At 58.2% G+C, this 16,183-nt stretch carries 15 protein-coding genes; 7 read left to right on the forward strand and 8 right to left on the reverse strand.

Going from position 1 to position 16,183, the window contains the following annotated elements; genetic code table 11:
* Positions 1-3: 3 nt before the first annotated feature.
* Together AC2FGC_RS02510 and AC2FGC_RS02515 are read right to left on the reverse strand one after the other, a co-directional pair.
* Complete coding sequence (locus tag AC2FGC_RS02510) at positions 4-711, reverse strand: maleate cis-trans isomerase family protein (RefSeq protein WP_496722528.1); 708 nt, start codon at positions 709-711, stop codon at positions 4-6.
* The gene (locus tag AC2FGC_RS02515) at positions 708-1,853 is read right to left on the reverse strand and encodes a M24 family metallopeptidase (protein WP_496781372.1); all 1,146 of its coding nucleotides are present in this window, start codon (positions 1,851-1,853) and stop codon (positions 708-710) included. Before AC2FGC_RS02515 ends, AC2FGC_RS02510 begins: the two co-directional genes overlap by 4 nt.
* A 195-nt stretch (positions 1,854-2,048) precedes the next feature.
* Here AC2FGC_RS02515 and AC2FGC_RS02520 point away from each other — a divergent pair, with 195 nt between their 5' ends.
* A complete protein-coding gene (locus AC2FGC_RS02520; RefSeq protein ID WP_496781373.1) occupies positions 2,049-3,233 on the forward strand; it encodes a M24 family metallopeptidase in 1,185 nt (394 codons plus the stop codon).
* A complete protein-coding gene (gene argE / locus AC2FGC_RS02525; protein ID WP_496722523.1) occupies positions 3,230-4,387 on the forward strand; it encodes an acetylornithine deacetylase in 1,158 nt (385 codons plus the stop codon). The genes AC2FGC_RS02520 and argE overlap by 4 nt, the downstream gene beginning before the upstream one ends.
* Here the strand turns inward: argE and AC2FGC_RS02530 are convergent.
* Genes AC2FGC_RS02530 through AC2FGC_RS02555 form a run of 6 tightly spaced genes read right to left on the reverse strand, consistent with a single transcriptional unit; the run spans position 4,384 to position 10,082 of the window.
* Positions 4,384-5,250, reverse strand: a complete 867-nt coding sequence (locus tag AC2FGC_RS02530) for an urea carboxylase-associated family protein (RefSeq protein ID WP_496722521.1) — start codon at positions 5,248-5,250, stop codon at positions 4,384-4,386. The two genes, argE and AC2FGC_RS02530, sit on opposite strands and share 4 nt — an antisense overlap.
* Before the next feature lie 43 nt (positions 5,251-5,293).
* The gene (locus tag AC2FGC_RS02535) at positions 5,294-6,772 is read right to left on the reverse strand and encodes an aldehyde dehydrogenase (protein ID WP_496722519.1); all 1,479 of its coding nucleotides are present in this window, start codon (positions 6,770-6,772) and stop codon (positions 5,294-5,296) included.
* Between the two features lie 8 nt (positions 6,773-6,780).
* Positions 6,781-7,815 carry an LLM class flavin-dependent oxidoreductase gene (locus AC2FGC_RS02540; RefSeq protein ID WP_496722518.1) on the reverse strand — a complete coding sequence of 345 codons (1,035 nt, stop codon included), beginning with the start codon at positions 7,813-7,815 and terminating at the stop codon, positions 6,781-6,783.
* Positions 7,815-8,735, reverse strand: coding sequence for a flavin reductase family protein (locus tag AC2FGC_RS02545; RefSeq protein WP_496722516.1), 921 nt, complete (start codon positions 8,733-8,735; stop codon positions 7,815-7,817). Before AC2FGC_RS02545 ends, AC2FGC_RS02540 begins: the two co-directional genes overlap by 1 nt.
* Positions 8,732-9,511: an alpha/beta fold hydrolase gene (locus AC2FGC_RS02550; protein ID WP_496722514.1), complete on the reverse strand. Its 780-nt coding sequence runs from the start codon at positions 9,509-9,511 to the stop codon at positions 8,732-8,734. Before AC2FGC_RS02550 ends, AC2FGC_RS02545 begins: the two co-directional genes overlap by 4 nt.
* Positions 9,483-10,082 (reverse strand): amino acid synthesis family protein, encoded by a 600-nt coding sequence (locus AC2FGC_RS02555; protein WP_109311679.1) that lies wholly within the window; start codon positions 10,080-10,082, stop codon positions 9,483-9,485. The genes AC2FGC_RS02550 and AC2FGC_RS02555 overlap by 29 nt, the downstream gene beginning before the upstream one ends.
* Before the next feature lie 107 nt (positions 10,083-10,189).
* Here AC2FGC_RS02555 and AC2FGC_RS02560 point away from each other — a divergent pair, with 107 nt between their 5' ends.
* The 5 genes from AC2FGC_RS02560 to AC2FGC_RS02580 all read left to right on the forward strand — a co-directional run bounded on the left by AC2FGC_RS02560 (position 10,190) and on the right by AC2FGC_RS02580 (position 16,177).
* Positions 10,190-11,053, forward strand: a complete 864-nt coding sequence (locus AC2FGC_RS02560) for a LysR family transcriptional regulator (protein ID WP_496722511.1) — start codon at positions 10,190-10,192, stop codon at positions 11,051-11,053.
* Between the two features lie 77 nt (positions 11,054-11,130).
* Positions 11,131-12,381 carry a sarcosine oxidase subunit beta family protein gene (locus AC2FGC_RS02565; RefSeq protein WP_496781374.1) on the forward strand — a complete coding sequence of 417 codons (1,251 nt, stop codon included), beginning with the start codon at positions 11,131-11,133 and terminating at the stop codon, positions 12,379-12,381.
* Positions 12,382-12,394: 13 nt separating this feature from the next.
* Positions 12,395-12,682, forward strand: coding sequence for a sarcosine oxidase subunit delta (locus tag AC2FGC_RS02570; protein ID WP_496722507.1), 288 nt, complete (start codon positions 12,395-12,397; stop codon positions 12,680-12,682).
* The gene (locus AC2FGC_RS02575) at positions 12,679-15,624 is read left to right on the forward strand and encodes a sarcosine oxidase subunit alpha family protein (protein ID WP_496781375.1); all 2,946 of its coding nucleotides are present in this window, start codon (positions 12,679-12,681) and stop codon (positions 15,622-15,624) included. The genes AC2FGC_RS02570 and AC2FGC_RS02575 overlap by 4 nt, the downstream gene beginning before the upstream one ends.
* Positions 15,617-16,177 (forward strand): sarcosine oxidase subunit gamma, encoded by a 561-nt coding sequence (locus tag AC2FGC_RS02580; protein WP_496781376.1) that lies wholly within the window; start codon positions 15,617-15,619, stop codon positions 16,175-16,177. Before AC2FGC_RS02575 ends, AC2FGC_RS02580 begins: the two co-directional genes overlap by 8 nt.
* Positions 16,178-16,183 lie beyond the last annotated feature (6 nt).

Below are 16,183 nucleotides of genomic sequence, written 5' to 3' on the forward strand. Positions count from 1 at the left end.
TTTTCAGGCAGAATTCAACTTGCGCATGTGCCACGCAAGGCTTTGATTGCTGGAAAGCACCGGTTTTTTAAGGCGTTCCTGCACAATCGGAATAACATCAAAAGTTCTTAGATTCGTGCAGCTTAGAAAAACAGCTTCAACTGAATCATCCTGCCCAAGACTCACTGCAGCCTCAATCAGAGACTTCCGTGAAATCCGCGCGACTTTGGCCTCTTCGGCTTCGCCGAATGTGCCAAAAACATCCATCGAAATGCCATTTTGCGCAAATGCATGGCGTAAGGGATCGTTCACTTCTTCGATATATGGCGACAAAAGTGCAAACTTTGCTACGCCAAGTTCGTGGGCGCAGGCCGAGGCCGCGCGCAATGGGTTTGTAACAACCTCTGCCTCGCAAGTTTTTTGAACCATTTGTTCGACCTGATCCGAGCCGATAACCGAGCTGGCAGAGGTGCAGCCATAACCAACCACACGATATGGTCGGGTCTTGGGCAACAGATCGGCAGCGGCAGGTAACGCGGTTTCCATTTCCGCCAGAGTATCTGTCGTCACCTCTTTGCCGCTGGGAATTCTGGAGACATAAATCGGACAGCTACGATCAGAAAAATACGCGTTGAATTCCGGCTCAAGGGTCTCGTCTGTCTGCAAGACGATCAGACCCATTGGGGGCGTGGCGGGATCATCTGCATCAACTGTATAGGGTAATCGCGTCATATCTCGGGCAACTCCATACCAGCGCGAGGGCTAAGAAAGCGGGGCTCTTCTTCGGTTATGACGATGTTTTCTTCGTGGACAAGGATCTTTCCACCCACGGCAATGCCCGGTTCAAGCGTCAGGACCATGCCTGGTTCCAAAACTGTGTGGTCGGTTGGAATGAGAGATGGCCATTCTGTCAAAGACATCCCCAAACCATGCCCCAAACGCCCTGCCCCAGTGTCAGCATCGTGGCGCGACAGCACAGAGTTCATCGCCTGAAACAAGTCAGCCGCCGTGGCGCCCGGACGCGCAATCTCGAATGCCGCATCCGATGCTTCAATCAAAGCACTGTAGGCCGACTTAACCTGCTGGCTCGCGGACCCTATTGACCAGTTGCGGTCGTAATCACTGAAATACCCATCCCAAACCAGGCCGGTGTCCAGCATCAAGACATCGCCTTGCTGCAGCAGCGTATCAGATGCCGGGGAAATTACGTCGGTATACCCACCCTGTTCCGCACCACCGGCAAGGTAGGGAACCCAATCGGCCCCCTCGTCCAGGCACAGCATTTGAAACCGGCGAAACACAGCATCCAGCGCCACGCCTTCTTTGGCGATTTCGGGAACCCGCTGAAAGGCACGCCCGGCGATGGCGCATGCCGTTTCAATCTTTGCAATCTCCGCTGATGATTTCACCATCCGCAGCGCGCGTACGATCCCTTCATCGCCGCAAAGGTCTCGCTGACCGACTGTCTGTTGCAGACGTCGAAGGTCTGCCAACGGCATCCTGACATGCGTTTCATGCCCATCTGGTAGTCCGATCTTTGCGTCGTCGGGCGTCACCTCGCGGAGTGTATCAGCCAAAAGGCTAATGCCATCGTCGGCCAGATCCGGCGCAGCCCAGGTTCGGATATCGTCGAGCCATGTCTCGGCCATAAGCGCGGCCCCGATCGAAGGGATCACCGCAATCGGCTTGCCACTGGCAGGTACAATCAGAAACCAGGGCCGTGTTGGGCTTTCCCAAAAACGCGTCAGGTAGCCGGTAAAATATCGGACCTCAGGTTCCGTCGTCAGCAAAAGGGCCGACAGACCAGAGGCTTGCATCTTGTTTTGCGCGCGTTCCGTACGTGCTGCGAACTCAGATGTGTCAAACCCCCTCATTCCGTGACCTCAGAGAAAAAGTGGATAACCTGCGCGTCTGCGTCAATTCTCAAGCAAGTGCCATTGATCAGCTTTTGGCCGCCGCGATGGGGCGTAGGTGAGATTCTCAATTTGGTGTCTTTCCCGTGATGCCCATTGACGTGATCGCATTCGTCAAGTTCTGTCAACAAAACTCGCCCAAGGCAGGAGCCTAAAATGCCCCATTCAGATCCGGCCTTCAGCCGCGCCGAGTACGACCGCAGATTGGCAAAGACCCGCGCCGCCATGGCAGCCGCCGGGTTGGATGCTTTGTTTGTCGAAGATCCTTCAAACATGGCATGGCTGACGGGCTATGAGGGCTGGTCGTTCTATGTGCATCAAGGGGTACTTGTGCTTCAGGATGCCGACCCGATCTGGTGGGGCCGAAATCAGGATGCCAACGGCGCGCGTAAAACTGTTTGGATGTCCAATGACCGGATCCACGGCTATGCGGACGAATACGTACAATCCACCGTGCGTCACCCCATGCAGGATCTGGCAGCGCTGATTGCGGATACTGGTATCGCGAAGGGGCGGATCGGTGTCGAGTTGGACAATTATTATTATTCAGCCAAAGCGCACCTGACTTTGCTGGCAGAGTTGCCCGACGCAGAGCTGGTCGACGCAAACACATTGGTGAACTGGCAGCGTGCCGTGAAATCCGATGAGGAAATTGCGCTAATGCGAAAAGCTGCGCGGATATCCGAGCATGTGACCGACGGCGTATTGGAGCGCATCGAACCGGGTATGCGCAAGAACGACCTCGTCGCGCAAATCTACCATGACGCAGTCACCGGAGTTGGCGAGGATTGGGGCGATTACGCGGCCATTGTGCCGCTGCTCCCGTCCGGCCCGGATGCCGCCGCACCGCACCTGACTTGGGACGGTGAACCATTCAAATCCGGAGAGTGTACATTTTTCGAACTGTCAGGATGCTATCGCCGTTACCACGCGCCCTTCTGCCGCTCGGTCTTTTTGGGTAAGCCACCCGACTATTTGCTTCGTGCTGAAGCCGCCCTGGTAGAAGGGCTTGAAGCGGGACTAGAGGCCGCGCGGGCCGGCAATCAGGCGCGTGATATCGCGTTGGCTCTAGCTGACCCGCTGGAACGGGCGGGTATCAAGCGCGGCGCGCGATGCGGTTATCCGATTGGCCTCAGCTACCCACCCGATTGGGGCGAACGCACGATTTCCCTGCGACCCGAGGACGAGACCGTACTGGAACCCGGCATGACCTTTCACTTCATGCCCGGCCTCTGGATGGACGATTGGGGGTTGGAGATCACCGAGCCGATCCTAATCACTGAGTCGGGTCCCGCCGAATGTTTCTGCAACCGCCCCAGAAAGCTGTTTGTGAAGCCATGACTTTACCTAGAACCATGGAAATACTGGCCGACCTGATTGCTTTTGAGACGGTATCTGCGGATTCGAATCTGGAAATGATCAACTACCTGACCGAACGGCTCGAGGCATTCGGTGCGAGGTGTATCGTCACTCGAGACAAGACCGGGGCAAAGGCCAACGTGTTTGCCACCGTCGGGCCGGATCAACCCGGCGGCATCCTTTTGTCCGGCCATACGGACGTGGTACCGGTGGCCGATCAGGACTGGACGACCGATCCGTTCCAGATGGCTGAAAATGACGGCAAACTCTACGGTCGCGGCACGTGCGACATGAAGGGCTTTATCGCTGCGGCGGTGGCTTTCGGCGAAACGCTGGATGTCGGGAAGCTGACCCAGCCGCTGCACTTTGCCTTTACTTACGATGAGGAAGTCGGCTGCCTTGGTGCGCAAGCGCTGGTCGATGACTTGTCCGAACGCGGCATCGTTCCGGACATCGCGATTATCGGCGAACCGACTGAGATGCGCGTGATTGAGGGGCACAAGGGCTGCTTTGAATATACAACTCGCTTTACCGGGTTAGAGGGACACAGCTCTGCCCCCGATGACGGGGTGAATGCTGCGGAGTATGCCGCGCGATACATCGGCAAACTGCTGGAGCTGCGCCATATCCTCAAGTCCCGCGCACCCGCCGACAGCCGGTTCGAGCCGCCTTGGACGACGGTCAATATCGGCCAAATTTCAGGCGGCGTTGCCCATAACGTCATAGCCAGCAAGGCCGAGGTCTTGTGGGAGATGCGGCCCGTGCAAGCAAGCGACGCCGACCTCGTCAAAAAGACCCTTTCGGACTACGTACAGCATTCACTGTTGCCGGAAATGCAAGCGGTCCACAGCGACTCGAGCATCACGCAAGAGGCTATCGCCGAGGTCGAAGGCCTTGAACCCATGGAAGAAAACGCGGCCCGTGATTTGGTGGCTGAGCTAACAGGCGCGAACGGCACTGGTGTTGTCGCCTTTGCGACCGAGGCCGGGTTGTTCCAGAAACTGGGCGTTCACGCGATCGTCTGCGGGCCGGGTTCGATCGCTCAGGCCCACAAGGCGGACGAGTTTCTTGAAATCGAACAGTTGGACATGTGCTGCAGAATGTTAACCCGTTTGGGTCAGCGCCTGACTCGTTAACCGGTTCCGTGCGTGCGGTCATATTTTGATCGATCCGGTTGCACATGCGCCGCACGCGCTTTCTCGCCGGGATCATAGACCTCCATCACCAACGGATGGCAGGCAGCGGCATCCGAAGAATGTTCCGACGAACAATCCCCGCCGGGGCAAGCAGACAGGCCGACGATCAGGTCAATCTCGGCATAGAACTCGAGATAATCGCCAGGCCGCACCGGGCTGGCCTTCATGAAATACTGGCCCGTGTCGCGGGTAAATCCGGTGCACATGAACACGTTCAGTACGTCATGCACCAGCATTTCGGCCTCATGCAGCGGCAGGTCGCAATGGCTGGCTAGCGCGCGGGTCAGGTTCGAGTGGCAGCAATAGTGATAGTCGTCCCCCGATAGCAAACGCCCGGTATACGGATCACACCGTGTGCCAATCACGTCATGGACCGATCCGCCATAGGTATCGAACCCATACCAGTCCAGAGTATCGGCAACGATCGTCGCCATCGGTCGCATGTTGGGAAAGCTCGACCACATCCGGTCTCCGGTCGATAGGTGCGTGCCGTGCAGCGCGCGGGTTTTGCCGGAATAGAACCGCTCGGTCAGGTCATGCTTATTCCACATGTTCAGGTCGCCAACCTGAGGACCGTCGACCGAAACCACTCTGACGAAAGCGCCAGCCGGAACATCAATGCAAGCCGCGTCACGCGGGGCAGCAGTGGCCTCGGCCACCTTTACGGCACCTTCGCGCAGTTGGCCCAAACCAATCAGATCAGGCTGCTGCAACGAGTCCGGTGGGTAGCAGATTACTGGGGCAATGGCCTTGCGGTCGGCGGCATCGGTCGGTGGTGGGAAGTTCGGTTTTGTCAGTTTCATGCGCCCCTCACCTCCCTCCGGAAATCCCTGCCTTTCCGAATCCTTAGCGCATTATGAAAGGGTTCGCCATCGGCTCTTGCGCGGTGCTGATCCAGGTGGTCTTGGTTCTGGTGTAATCCAGGATCGCCTCAACGCCGGCCTCGCGGCCATATCCCGACTGATTGAACCCGCCAAACGGCGCGATAGGAGAGATCGCGCGATAAGTGTTCACCCAGCAGATCCCAGCCCTAATCCGTTTTGATACGCGATGCGCGCGCGCAAGGTTCTGCGTGAACACGCCCGACCCCAACCCGTAAGGCGTGCTGTTTGCCAGCGCGATAGCCTCTTCTTCGGTATCGAATGGCAGCAACGACATGACAGGTCCGAACATTTCGATCTTCAAGGTTTCGGTCTCGGGTGACACGCATTCGACCAAAGTGGGATTCATGTAATTTCCGGGACGGTCTGCAGTTTCTCCGCCGAAATGGATCGTCGCGCCCTGCCCCTGCGCTTTGTCCAAGGTCTCTTCGATCTTGCGCACCTGCGCTGCCGTGCAAAGCGGTCCAACATGCGTTTCGGGCTGCAAAGGATCACCCAACCGGATGGCGCTGGCCTTTTCGGCGATCCGTTCGACCAGAGGTTCCAGGATTGACCGATGCACCAGCCCCCGTGTACCCGCCACACAACTCTGACCGGATGCGCCGAAGTTACCTGCGATCAGACCGTTTGCTGCACCGTCCATATCGGCGTCCTCAAACACGAGGATCGGGGATTTCCCACCCAATTCCAATGACGTGACCGCAAAGTTCTCAGCCGAGTTTCGCACCACATGGCGGGCGGTCTCTGGCCCGCCGGTAAAAGCAATTCGGTCGACATCAGGATGGCGGGTCAGTGGAATTGCACAGTTTTCGGCGTCACCGGTGATGACCGACACAACGCCGGACGGGAACCCAGCCTGTTCAATCAGCTTGGCGAATTCCAGCATGGGTGCGGGCGCGATTTCCGATGCTTTCAGCACCACGGAACACCCGGCAGCCAACGCCGGGCCCAGCTTGGTCGCGGTCAGGAACATCTGGGCATTCCACGGCACGATCGCGGCCACGACTCCAATCGGTTCTCGTGAGGTAAAGACATGCATGTCAGGCTTGTCGATGGGCAGGACCGTGCCTTCGATCTTGTCTGCCAGACCCGCATAGTAGCGGTAGTAATCGGCAACATATCCGGTTTGCGCCGAGGTTTCCGCCAACAGCTTTCCGCTGTCGGTCGTCTCCAACTCACCCAGGCGCTTGGCGTTTTCTGCCACCAGATCGGCAAGACGATACAGCAGCTTGCCCCGCTGCGTCTGTGTCATATCCCGCCATTCCGGGTCATCCAGAACCCGTTTGGCGGCGGCGATGGCGAGTTCAACATCACTGGGCGCGGCGCACGCGAATGTGGCCCACCCCTGGCCCGTGGCCGGGTTCTGTGACGTCATCACCTGCGAGGCTGATCCTTCGGTCCAGACGCCGTCAATGAACAGCTGAAAATGCGGTAGGTTTCCCATGGTGGTCCTCACTGAAATGCCGGCATCACGTCGTCGATGAATCGCGCCAAAGAGGCACGCTTACGTTCGTTGGTCATGCCGCTGTCGACCCAGAACGAAAACTCGTCATAACCCAGATCTTCATAGCGCTTGATCCGGTCGATCACCTGTTGGGCGGTCCCAACTGTCAGATCACGGCCCAAATTTTCTTTGGTATACATCGGGTTCGCGTCCATCTCGGCTTCGGTAATCGGCTTGATCAAGCCCTGTTCAACTGGCCGTTTGTTCATGAACCATGCACCAAAGTAATTGTAGTAACGGCGCAGATTTTGCACGCCCTGCGCAACATCGTCGTCATCTTTTCCGACATAGGTGTGGTGCAACAGCATGATCTTGGGGCGCGGCCCCGCGTAGCTGTCACAGGCATCGTTGAACCGCGCCATCAGGGTCTCGATCTCTTCCATGCCCTGCCACAGTGGGGTGACCTGAATATTGAATCCGTTGTGAACGCCGAATTCATGGCTGTTTGGGTCCCGCGCCGCGATCCAGATTGGCGGGCCGTCCTCCTGATATGGTTTCGGTGCCGAAGTTGCGGCCGGAAACGCATAAAACTCGCCTTCATGGGAACAATCGCCCTTCCAGATCTGAGGCAACAGCGGGGTGGACTCGCGCATGCGCTGCCCAGCTTCCCATGCGTCCATTCCCGGCATCAGGCGTTCATATTCATAGGAATACGCACCGCGCGCGATCCCCAACTCGATACGCCCTTTTGTCATCTGATCCGCTGCGGCGGCCTCACCTGCCAGTTTGATAGGATGCCAGAACGGCGCAATTACCGTCCCGGTCCCCAACCGCACATTGCGCGTGTGGTGTGCCAGATCGACCAGAGACAGGAACGGGTTCGGCGCAATGGTGAATTCCATCCCGTGATGTTCGCCGGTCCAGACCGCCCGCATGCCACCATCGTCAGCCATTTTTACAAGGCTCACGAATTCATCGTAAAGCACATCGTGAGGCTGATCCGGCGTCAGACGTTCCACGTGGGCAAACAGTGAAAACTTCATCAAATGGCTCCTTTACCGAAACTGTGAATTTCGCCGCGCTCAGCGTCACCGAGATACAGCCCGAAAACGCCTTCGCGGGCTTCAAGGGCGTAGCGGGTCATCATGTGGTGCAAACTTTTGCTGGCATAGGTCAGACCGGCCAGATCCCCGATATCTACCCATTTGGCATTGCCCGTCTGGGTGGTCTGACCGCAGGACGCCAGAAAGAACGTATAGTGCAGGTTCGTTTCGGCATCGTTGAACGAAGAATAAACCTGTTCGATCTGCGCCTGAATGCCCCGATCGGAAAGGCCCTGTGCCAGCCTGTTGCGTTGCCCCCCGGGTTCTGCACCGGCGATTTGAACCGGGCGAAATGCGCCTTGGTGGCATTCCAGAAGAACTTTGCCATTCGCCGCGACAATCGCGCCGCAGATTGTTGGAACCTGCGCGTCCATTTCACGCTCAAGTCCAAGACTGAAGTACGATCCGTTAACGTAGCCCAGACCGTTTCCACCGATATGGGTGAAGTCTGTGACACGACCAATCAGAACCGTGTGGTCGCCTGCGGGCAGCGCCTGATGCGTTTCACAACTGAACTGCGCCAGCGCTCCGTCGATCAGCGGCAAGCCATTGGCCCCGTCGCTATGCGCCACCCGACCAAATCGGTCGCCCTTGAAACTAGCGAAGGTGTTCGAGACGCCCTGCTGCCCATCTGCCAGAACATTCACCGCAAAGTGCGCGCATCCGGCAAAGGTATCGTGGGTGGACAGAAACTTGCCGGGACAGACCAACAGCAAGGGCGGATCAAGCGACACAGACGTGAAGGAATTCGCCGTGAACCCGACCGGGTTGCCGGACGTATCCCGGGTCGTCACAACCGTCACGCCGGTCATGAAGTTGCCGAAAGCATCACGCAGGGCGCGGGTATCAACCTCGGTCATGGCAGGCACCTCCGAACGAACTCAAGCAAATTGGCGTTAACGTTAGCCGGGTGCGTCATGGGCATCATGTGGGCGGCGTTCGGAACAATTTCGACACGCCCATTTGTCACCTTCTGCGCCATGCCCTGTGACATGCCCGGTGTGGAATTCGGCTCATCCCCGCCCGTCATAAACAGTGCCGGGCATTTGATTTGCCCCAGTTGTGCGTTAGTCGGTCCATCGCTTTCGGCGAAGACGGTATAGGCCGCTTTGTAGGCGCTCGGATCGACATCTTTTAGCCAACGCGAACAGGCTTCGCATTCTTCGGAAACCTGATCGCCAAACCAACGCTGCAAAGTCACGGTGGGATCGTTCATGGCCTCAGCATCCAGCGCCGCCGCGCGTGTCGTAACAGCCACGCGCGCTTCGGGGGTTCGGCGGTAAATTGCGTTCAACGCGGCAATGCCTCTCACCTGATCATGACCCGATGCCGCAATGTCCAAAGCGATCAAGGCGCCCATGGAATGCCCAATCAGAACGGCAGGCTCGGTCAATCGGGCCGCGATCGGGTTGGCGTATCCATCCAGCCCAATAGCACTTTGGAACGGGGTTTCCCCGTGCCCGGGCATATCCGGACACAGAACACGATACCCGGCGGCAGACAGCGCATCGATCTGTGCGCCCCAGGCTTCGGCCCGCAAGCCAACGCCATGGAGCAGAACCACAAGCGGGCCTTCGCCTTCGTCTATCGCGGCGAGCCCGCCGATGTCAGACCGAGGCCGGGTTGTCCACGTCATGGCCCAGATCCTTCAAGTCCTGATAACGGTCGCCAATACGATGATGCGGACGGCCCGAGGTTGCTCCGCCCAAAACCACAACAATCTCATCCGCACGGGGCGCATCGGGGATGGCGAATTGCAGCGTCAGGTAATGCGACCGGCGGCCTGCATCGTTCTTGTCCATCAATGGCACCATGATCGGTGTGTTCGCAGGCCCCCGGGTGTTGGTGAATGAAAGATAGGACTTGGCGCCAACTGCCTGCCGGAAGATATTTCCGAAATGCAGCGTGTGGATCAGGCCCGAAGCATGCTCGACCTCTCCGTCCAACCCCACAACCGCGGCCTTGCCATAAGCCTCAATCGCCTCGCCGCTTCCGGCCAGCGCGATCATCCTGTCGGTCAATTCTTGGCCCAGAATTGGGCCATAGGCCAAAATTTCAGGCCGCAGATCTTCGACGAAACGTCCGGCCCAAGGGTTCGTGACAACCGCTGCCACGGCGAACATGCGCCACGGCCGTTCGGCTTTGCGATATCCTTCGATCAGCACTTCTTCGTCGAAGGTCACTATTTTACGAATTTCCGGCTGCACGTTATCCCCCAATCTTGAGTACGAGAAATATCTTTGATTGGCCGGCACTTTGACAAACGAAAGAAGTTGGGTCTTAGGTATTAACAAAGCTACTAGGTCGGTTGCACATGCCCAAAACACTGCCCCCCCTTACATGGTTCAGGTCGTTCGAGGCCGCGGCCCGAAGGTTGAGCTCAACAGCTGCGGCGGATGAAATCGGATTGACCCAATCCGCCGTAAGCCAGCAAATCAGGTCGCTGGAATCCCGGCTTGGCGTCGTCCTGTTTCATCGGCACCCGCGCGGTCTTTCCTTGACGGATGAAGGGCGAAAGCTGCTGCCGCAAGTCGAAGCCGCACTGCAATTGCTGCAATCCGCCGCCTCTCCGTATTTGGCAGAGGAACGGGCCAGACACGTCACTGTTGCGGCGTCGATCAGCATCATCGAATGGTTGATTTCCCCTGCCCTGCCCCAGTTTCGCGACCAAAACCCAGACACGTCCATTCGCTTTGTCAGCACGATCTGGCCCGATGAATACTCGGCCCTGCGCGCCGATGTCGAAATCCGGTTCGGGTCGGAAAAACAGGTTGGACGGGATGCAATGCCCTTACGACCAAATGACCTGATTGCGGTAAAAGCACCTGGCTTGGTTGGCGCTTTTCAGGACTTGCCGTTGATCGAGGCCGTGGGAACGTCAGACAACTGGTCAACCTGGGCGGAAGTCACCGGTCATAAAATCCATACCCCGGCCTATTATGTCGATTCTTACGGCCTCGCCTTGCAATTGGCGGCTTCCGGGAACGGCGTGGCCTTGGTGAATGCACTTATCGCTGATCACGCTCTGCAGACCGGACAGGTCGCGCGTGCTTTCGATGAGACTGCTCCAGCGGCCGAAGGGTACTTTCTGGCCGTGCAGCGCGCATCACCCGAGGTTGACGCCTTTGTATCATGGTTTTCACAATTGGTTCCCGGCTCGGCACAGCAAAGGGTCTGATTCAGACACACCAATGTCGCATCTGAGGATATCGCTGAGCAGGAAAATAGTTAATTCTGGCAAAAAAGGTCCGATTCATGCGATATTCAGGCTTTCGAGTCATCAAAGAGGCGCTTACCGGCCACAAAGGGTGGAAACCGGTCTGGCGTGACCCCGAACCCAAAACTCATTACGACATTATCGTCATAGGCGGTGGTGGTCATGGGCTGGCGACGGCCCATTATCTGTCGAAGGTCTACGGTCATCGCAATGTCGCGGTTGTCGAAAAGGGCTGGATCGGCGGAGGCAATGTCGGGCGGAACACAACGATCGTCCGCTCGAACTACATGCTGGACGGGAATGAGCCGTTCTATGAATTCTCGATGAAATTGTGGGAAGGGCTTGAACAAGACCTGAACTACAACGCCATGATGAGCCAGCGCGGAATACTCAACCTGTTCCACACGGATGGTCAGCGCGACGCTTATACGCGGCGCGGCAATGCGATGATCCTGCACGGTGCAGATGCCGAATTGCTGGATGCCGATCAGGTGCGCAAAGAACACCCCTATCTGAATTTCGACGACGCGCGTTTCCCGATCAAAGGCGGTCTGGCCCAGCGGCGGGGCGGCACCGCGCGCCACGATGCCGTGGCCTGGGGCTTTGCCCGGTCCGCGGACAGCCACGGTGTCGACATCATCCAGAATTGCGAAGTCACCGGACTGCGTATCGAGAACGGCAAATGCCTGGGCGTCGAGACCTCAAAGGGCTTTATCGGGGCTAACAAAGTCGGCTGCGCTGTTGCCGGAAACTCGGGCCGGGTGATGGGCATGGCGGGCATGCGCCTACCGATCGAAAGCCACGTGTTACAGGCGTTTGTGTCCGAGGGTCTGAAGCCGGTTCTGCCCAGCGTCATCACCTATGGGGCCGGACATTTCTATGTCAGCCAGTCCGACAAAGGTGGGTTGGTCTTTGGCGGCGACATCGACGGTTACAACACCTATGCGCAACGCGGGAACCTGCCGGTGGTCGAAGATGTCTGCGAAGGCGGCGTCTCATTGATGCCGATGATCGGGCGTGCCCGCCTGCTGCGCATGTGGGGTGGTGTTATGGACATGTCGATGGATGGCTCACCCATAATCGACCGCACGCCGGTCGAGGGTCTCTATTTCAACGGCGGATGGTGTTACGGCGGGTTCAAGGCGACCCCGGCGTCCGGTTACTGTTTTGCGCATCTGTTGGCGAAGGACGAACCGCACTCTACCGCCACAGCCTATCGTCTCGACCGGTTCCGCACGGGCCGGATGATCGACGAAAAAGGCGTGGGCAATCAGCCCAACCTGCATTGAGGGGAGCACGAGAATGATTATCAACCATCCCCTTCTGGGCCCGCGCGACGCATCTGAATTCACCTATCTGGGTGACGCATCACTGATCAACCGTCCTGATTGGCGGGCCGATAACGCGGCGGACGCGTTCTATGAATACGGCTACTTGCGCGACAATCCCGCAGGCGAGCATCAAGAACTCTGGTATCACGAGGCTGGCGACCGATCCTGGCTGGTCGTGACCCGCGACACCACCACTCATGAGATTTCTAAGGTAGAACTGGCCCGCGATGTGGCCCGCGCGCGGGGGCGATCCAAATGACGCAATCCAACAGGCTGGGCGGTGGCCAGATCGACCGCAACACCACTGTTAACTTTCGGTTCGACAACCGCAACTATACCGCCCATCCCGGCGATACACTGGCTTCGGCTTTGCTGGCCAATGACGTGCGGTTGATCGGACGCTCGTTCAAGTATCACCGCCCACGCGGCCTTCTGACCGCCGGATCCGAGGAACCCAACGGCATTGTCGAGCTGCGCTCTGGCAACCGGCAGGAACCCAACACACGGGCCACAACGACCGAGATGTTTGACGGGCTTGAGGCGCAATCGCAGAACCGTTGGCCCAGCCTGAAATTCGATGCGCTTGGCGTAAACGACCTGTTCTCGAATTTCCTGTCCGCCGGGTTCTACTACAAGACCTTCATGTGGCCGGCCGCTTTTTGGGAAAAAATCTATGAGCCGATCATTCGCCGCGCCGCTGGCCTTGGCTCTTTGTCGATGGAGGCTGACCCCGACGAATATGACAAAGGGTTCCGCCACTGTGATCTGCTGATCATCGGTGCCGGTCCATCGGGCTTGATGGCAGCCCTGACCGCAGGGCGCGCGGGTGCCGACGTTATCCTGGCAGATGAAGACTTTCGGTTCGGCGGACGTCTGAACAGCGAGACATTCTCGGTCGACGACCAAAGCGCCAGCGACTGGGCCGCGCAGGCTGTCGCCGAACTGTCAAGTATGCCCAATGTCCGCTTGATGGCCAGAACAACCGTCATCGGCGCGTTCGACCATGGCATTTATGGCGCTGTAGAACGGACCGGAGATCACGTGGCCACCCTGCCCGCCGGTAAGCCGCGCCAGATCCTGTGGCGTATCTACACCAAGAAGGCCTTGCTGTGTGTTGGCGCGACCGAGCGTCCGATTGCGTTCGAAAACAACGACCGCCCCGGCATCATGATGTCCAGCGCGTTGCGAACCTATGCCAATCGGTTCGCGGCCACAGCCTCTCAGCGCGTGGCGATCTTCACCAACAACGACGACGGTCATCGCACCGCCGCCGACCTGCATGCCAAGGGCGTTCACATTTGCGCCATTGTCGACGTACGTGAGGATGCTCCGGTCAACTACGATTACGAAGTCCTGAGCGGCGCTCAGGTTGTGAATACCAAGGGGCGTCTTGGTCTCACCTTTGTCGAAGTTGCCCTGCCCGACGGCTCGACCCGCACGCTGGATTGCGGCGCGCTGGGCGTTTCGGGGGGGTGGAACCCGAATGTGCACCTGACCTGCCATCAGCGCGGGCGTCCGGTCTGGAACAACGATCTGGCCGCCTTTGTGCCCGGTTCAAATCTGCCCGTCGGATTGACTGTCGCGGGCGCAGCGAACGGAGTGATGTCTACGCAAGGTGCATTGCAATCCGGTGCCGAGGCTGCCGCGGCAGCGCTGGAGCTGAGCGTTGCTCAGCCTGTCTTGCCCGAGGCCGAGGATACTCCGATCGCGCAGAAACCGTTCTGGTATGTCGAAGGCTGCAAACGCGCATGGCTGGACCAGCAAAATGACGTGACCGTCAAAGACGTCAAACTCAGCTATCAGGAAGGGTTCCGGTCAGTTGAACACCTGAAACGCTATACCACGCTGGGCATGGCGACTGATCAGGGCAAGACCTCGAACACCAGCGCATTGGCGATCATGGCCGAGGTGGCCGGAAAGACGATCCCCGAAACAGGAACAACCATTTTCCGCCCGCCCTACACGCCTGTTCCGATCAGCACTTTCGCCGGTCGGATGAAGGGACAAGAATTCCACCCCACGCGCCTGACGCCCTCGCATTATTGGGCCAAGGAACGGGGCGCTGTGTTTGTCGAGGTCGGCAACTGGCTGCGCGCGCAGTGGTTCCCCCTTCCGGGCGAAACACATTGGCGCGAGTCCGTGGATCGCGAGGTCCGTCAGACCCGCGCCTCCGTCGGGGTGTGCGACTGTACGACACTGGGCAAGATCGACGTCCAGGGTGCGGACGCGGCTGATTTCCTGAACCGCGTCTACGCGAACGGTTTCGCCAAGCTTCCCGTGGGAAAAACCCGCTATGGCCTGATGCTTCGCGAAGACGGCATGGTGATGGATGATGGCACAGCCGCGCGTCTGGCCGAGGATCATTTTGTCGTCACAACGACCACGGCCAACGCGGTAAATGTCTATCGTCACATGGAATTTGTGCGCCAATGCCTGTTCCCGGATATGGATGTGCAGCTGATCTCGACCACCGAATCCTGGGCGCAATATGCTGTCGCTGGTCCCAATTCGCGCAAGCTGCTGCAAAAGATTGTCGACCCTGAATTCGACATCTCGAACGACGCGTTCCCGTTCATGGGCTGTGGCAACATTACGGTCTGCGGCGGGTTGCGGGCGCGGCTGTTCCGGATCTCATTTTCGGGAGAGTTGGCCTTCGAAATCGCGGTGCCTTCGCGCTATGGCGACGCCCTTATGCGACGTTTGATGGCCGACGGCGAAGAATTTGACGTAGTCCCCTACGGCACCGAAGCGCTGGGCGTCATGCGGATCGAAAAGGGCCACGCGGCCGGCAACGAGTTGAATGGCACCACAACGGCATTGAATCTTGGATTGGGTAAGATGGTGTCGAAAAAGAAAGACAGCATCGGATCGACCCTGTCCGAACGAGAGGCCTTGGTAGAACCGGATGTCCTGCGGCTGGTCGGGATCAAACCGGTATCGCCCGAAGAAAAAGTCACCGCTGGTGGCCATTTGATGAACACGACCGGCCCGGTGGATGCCGCGCACGATCAGGGCTATGTCACTTCGGCTGCGTATTCGCCCATTCTGAACAGCAATATCGGGCTGGGTCTTTTGAGGGACGGTGCCAACCGAATGGGCGAGAAAATGCGCCTTGTGTCCCCATTGACCGATCTGACCGTCGAAGTCGAAATTGTATCGGCCCATTTCGTTGACCCCGAAGGAGAGCGTCTGCGTGCATGATCTAGTTGCAATAACCGCATTGGGCGGGTCCGAACCGCAGGTCGACACTGTTGGCGGGGTTACGTGCCTGGAAGTTCCGGGCGTCGCGTTGGCATCTGTCGCCGCACGAATGGGACAAGAAACCAAGGCCAGCAAAGCCCTGGCCAAGCTGATCGGTGCCCCTGCTCCCAATGTCGGCCAACATGCTGGTGACACTGTCACCGCCTTTTGGGCCGGTCCGGATCAGTGGATGATCGAGGCGCCTTTTGACACGCACGAAGAGCTTACTGATCAGGTGAAGTCCGCTTTGGGCGATACCGCGTCGGTGACAGAACAGACCGACGGTTGGACACGGTTCGACCTGAATGGGGATCAAATACCGGCAGTGCTGGAGCTGTTGTGCATGCTTGATCTTCGTAAAATGGACGCGGGCAACGTCGCTCGTTGCTCAATTCACCACGTTGGCTGCTTTGTTCTCTGTCACTCAGATAAGGCGTTCAGCATTTATGGCCCCCGTTCATCCGCCGGGTCGTTGCATCATGCCATTGTCACTGCAATGCGGTCGGCGTTGTAAAGCAAC

The organism is Ruegeria sp. CDSC054 (assembly GCF_059610645.1).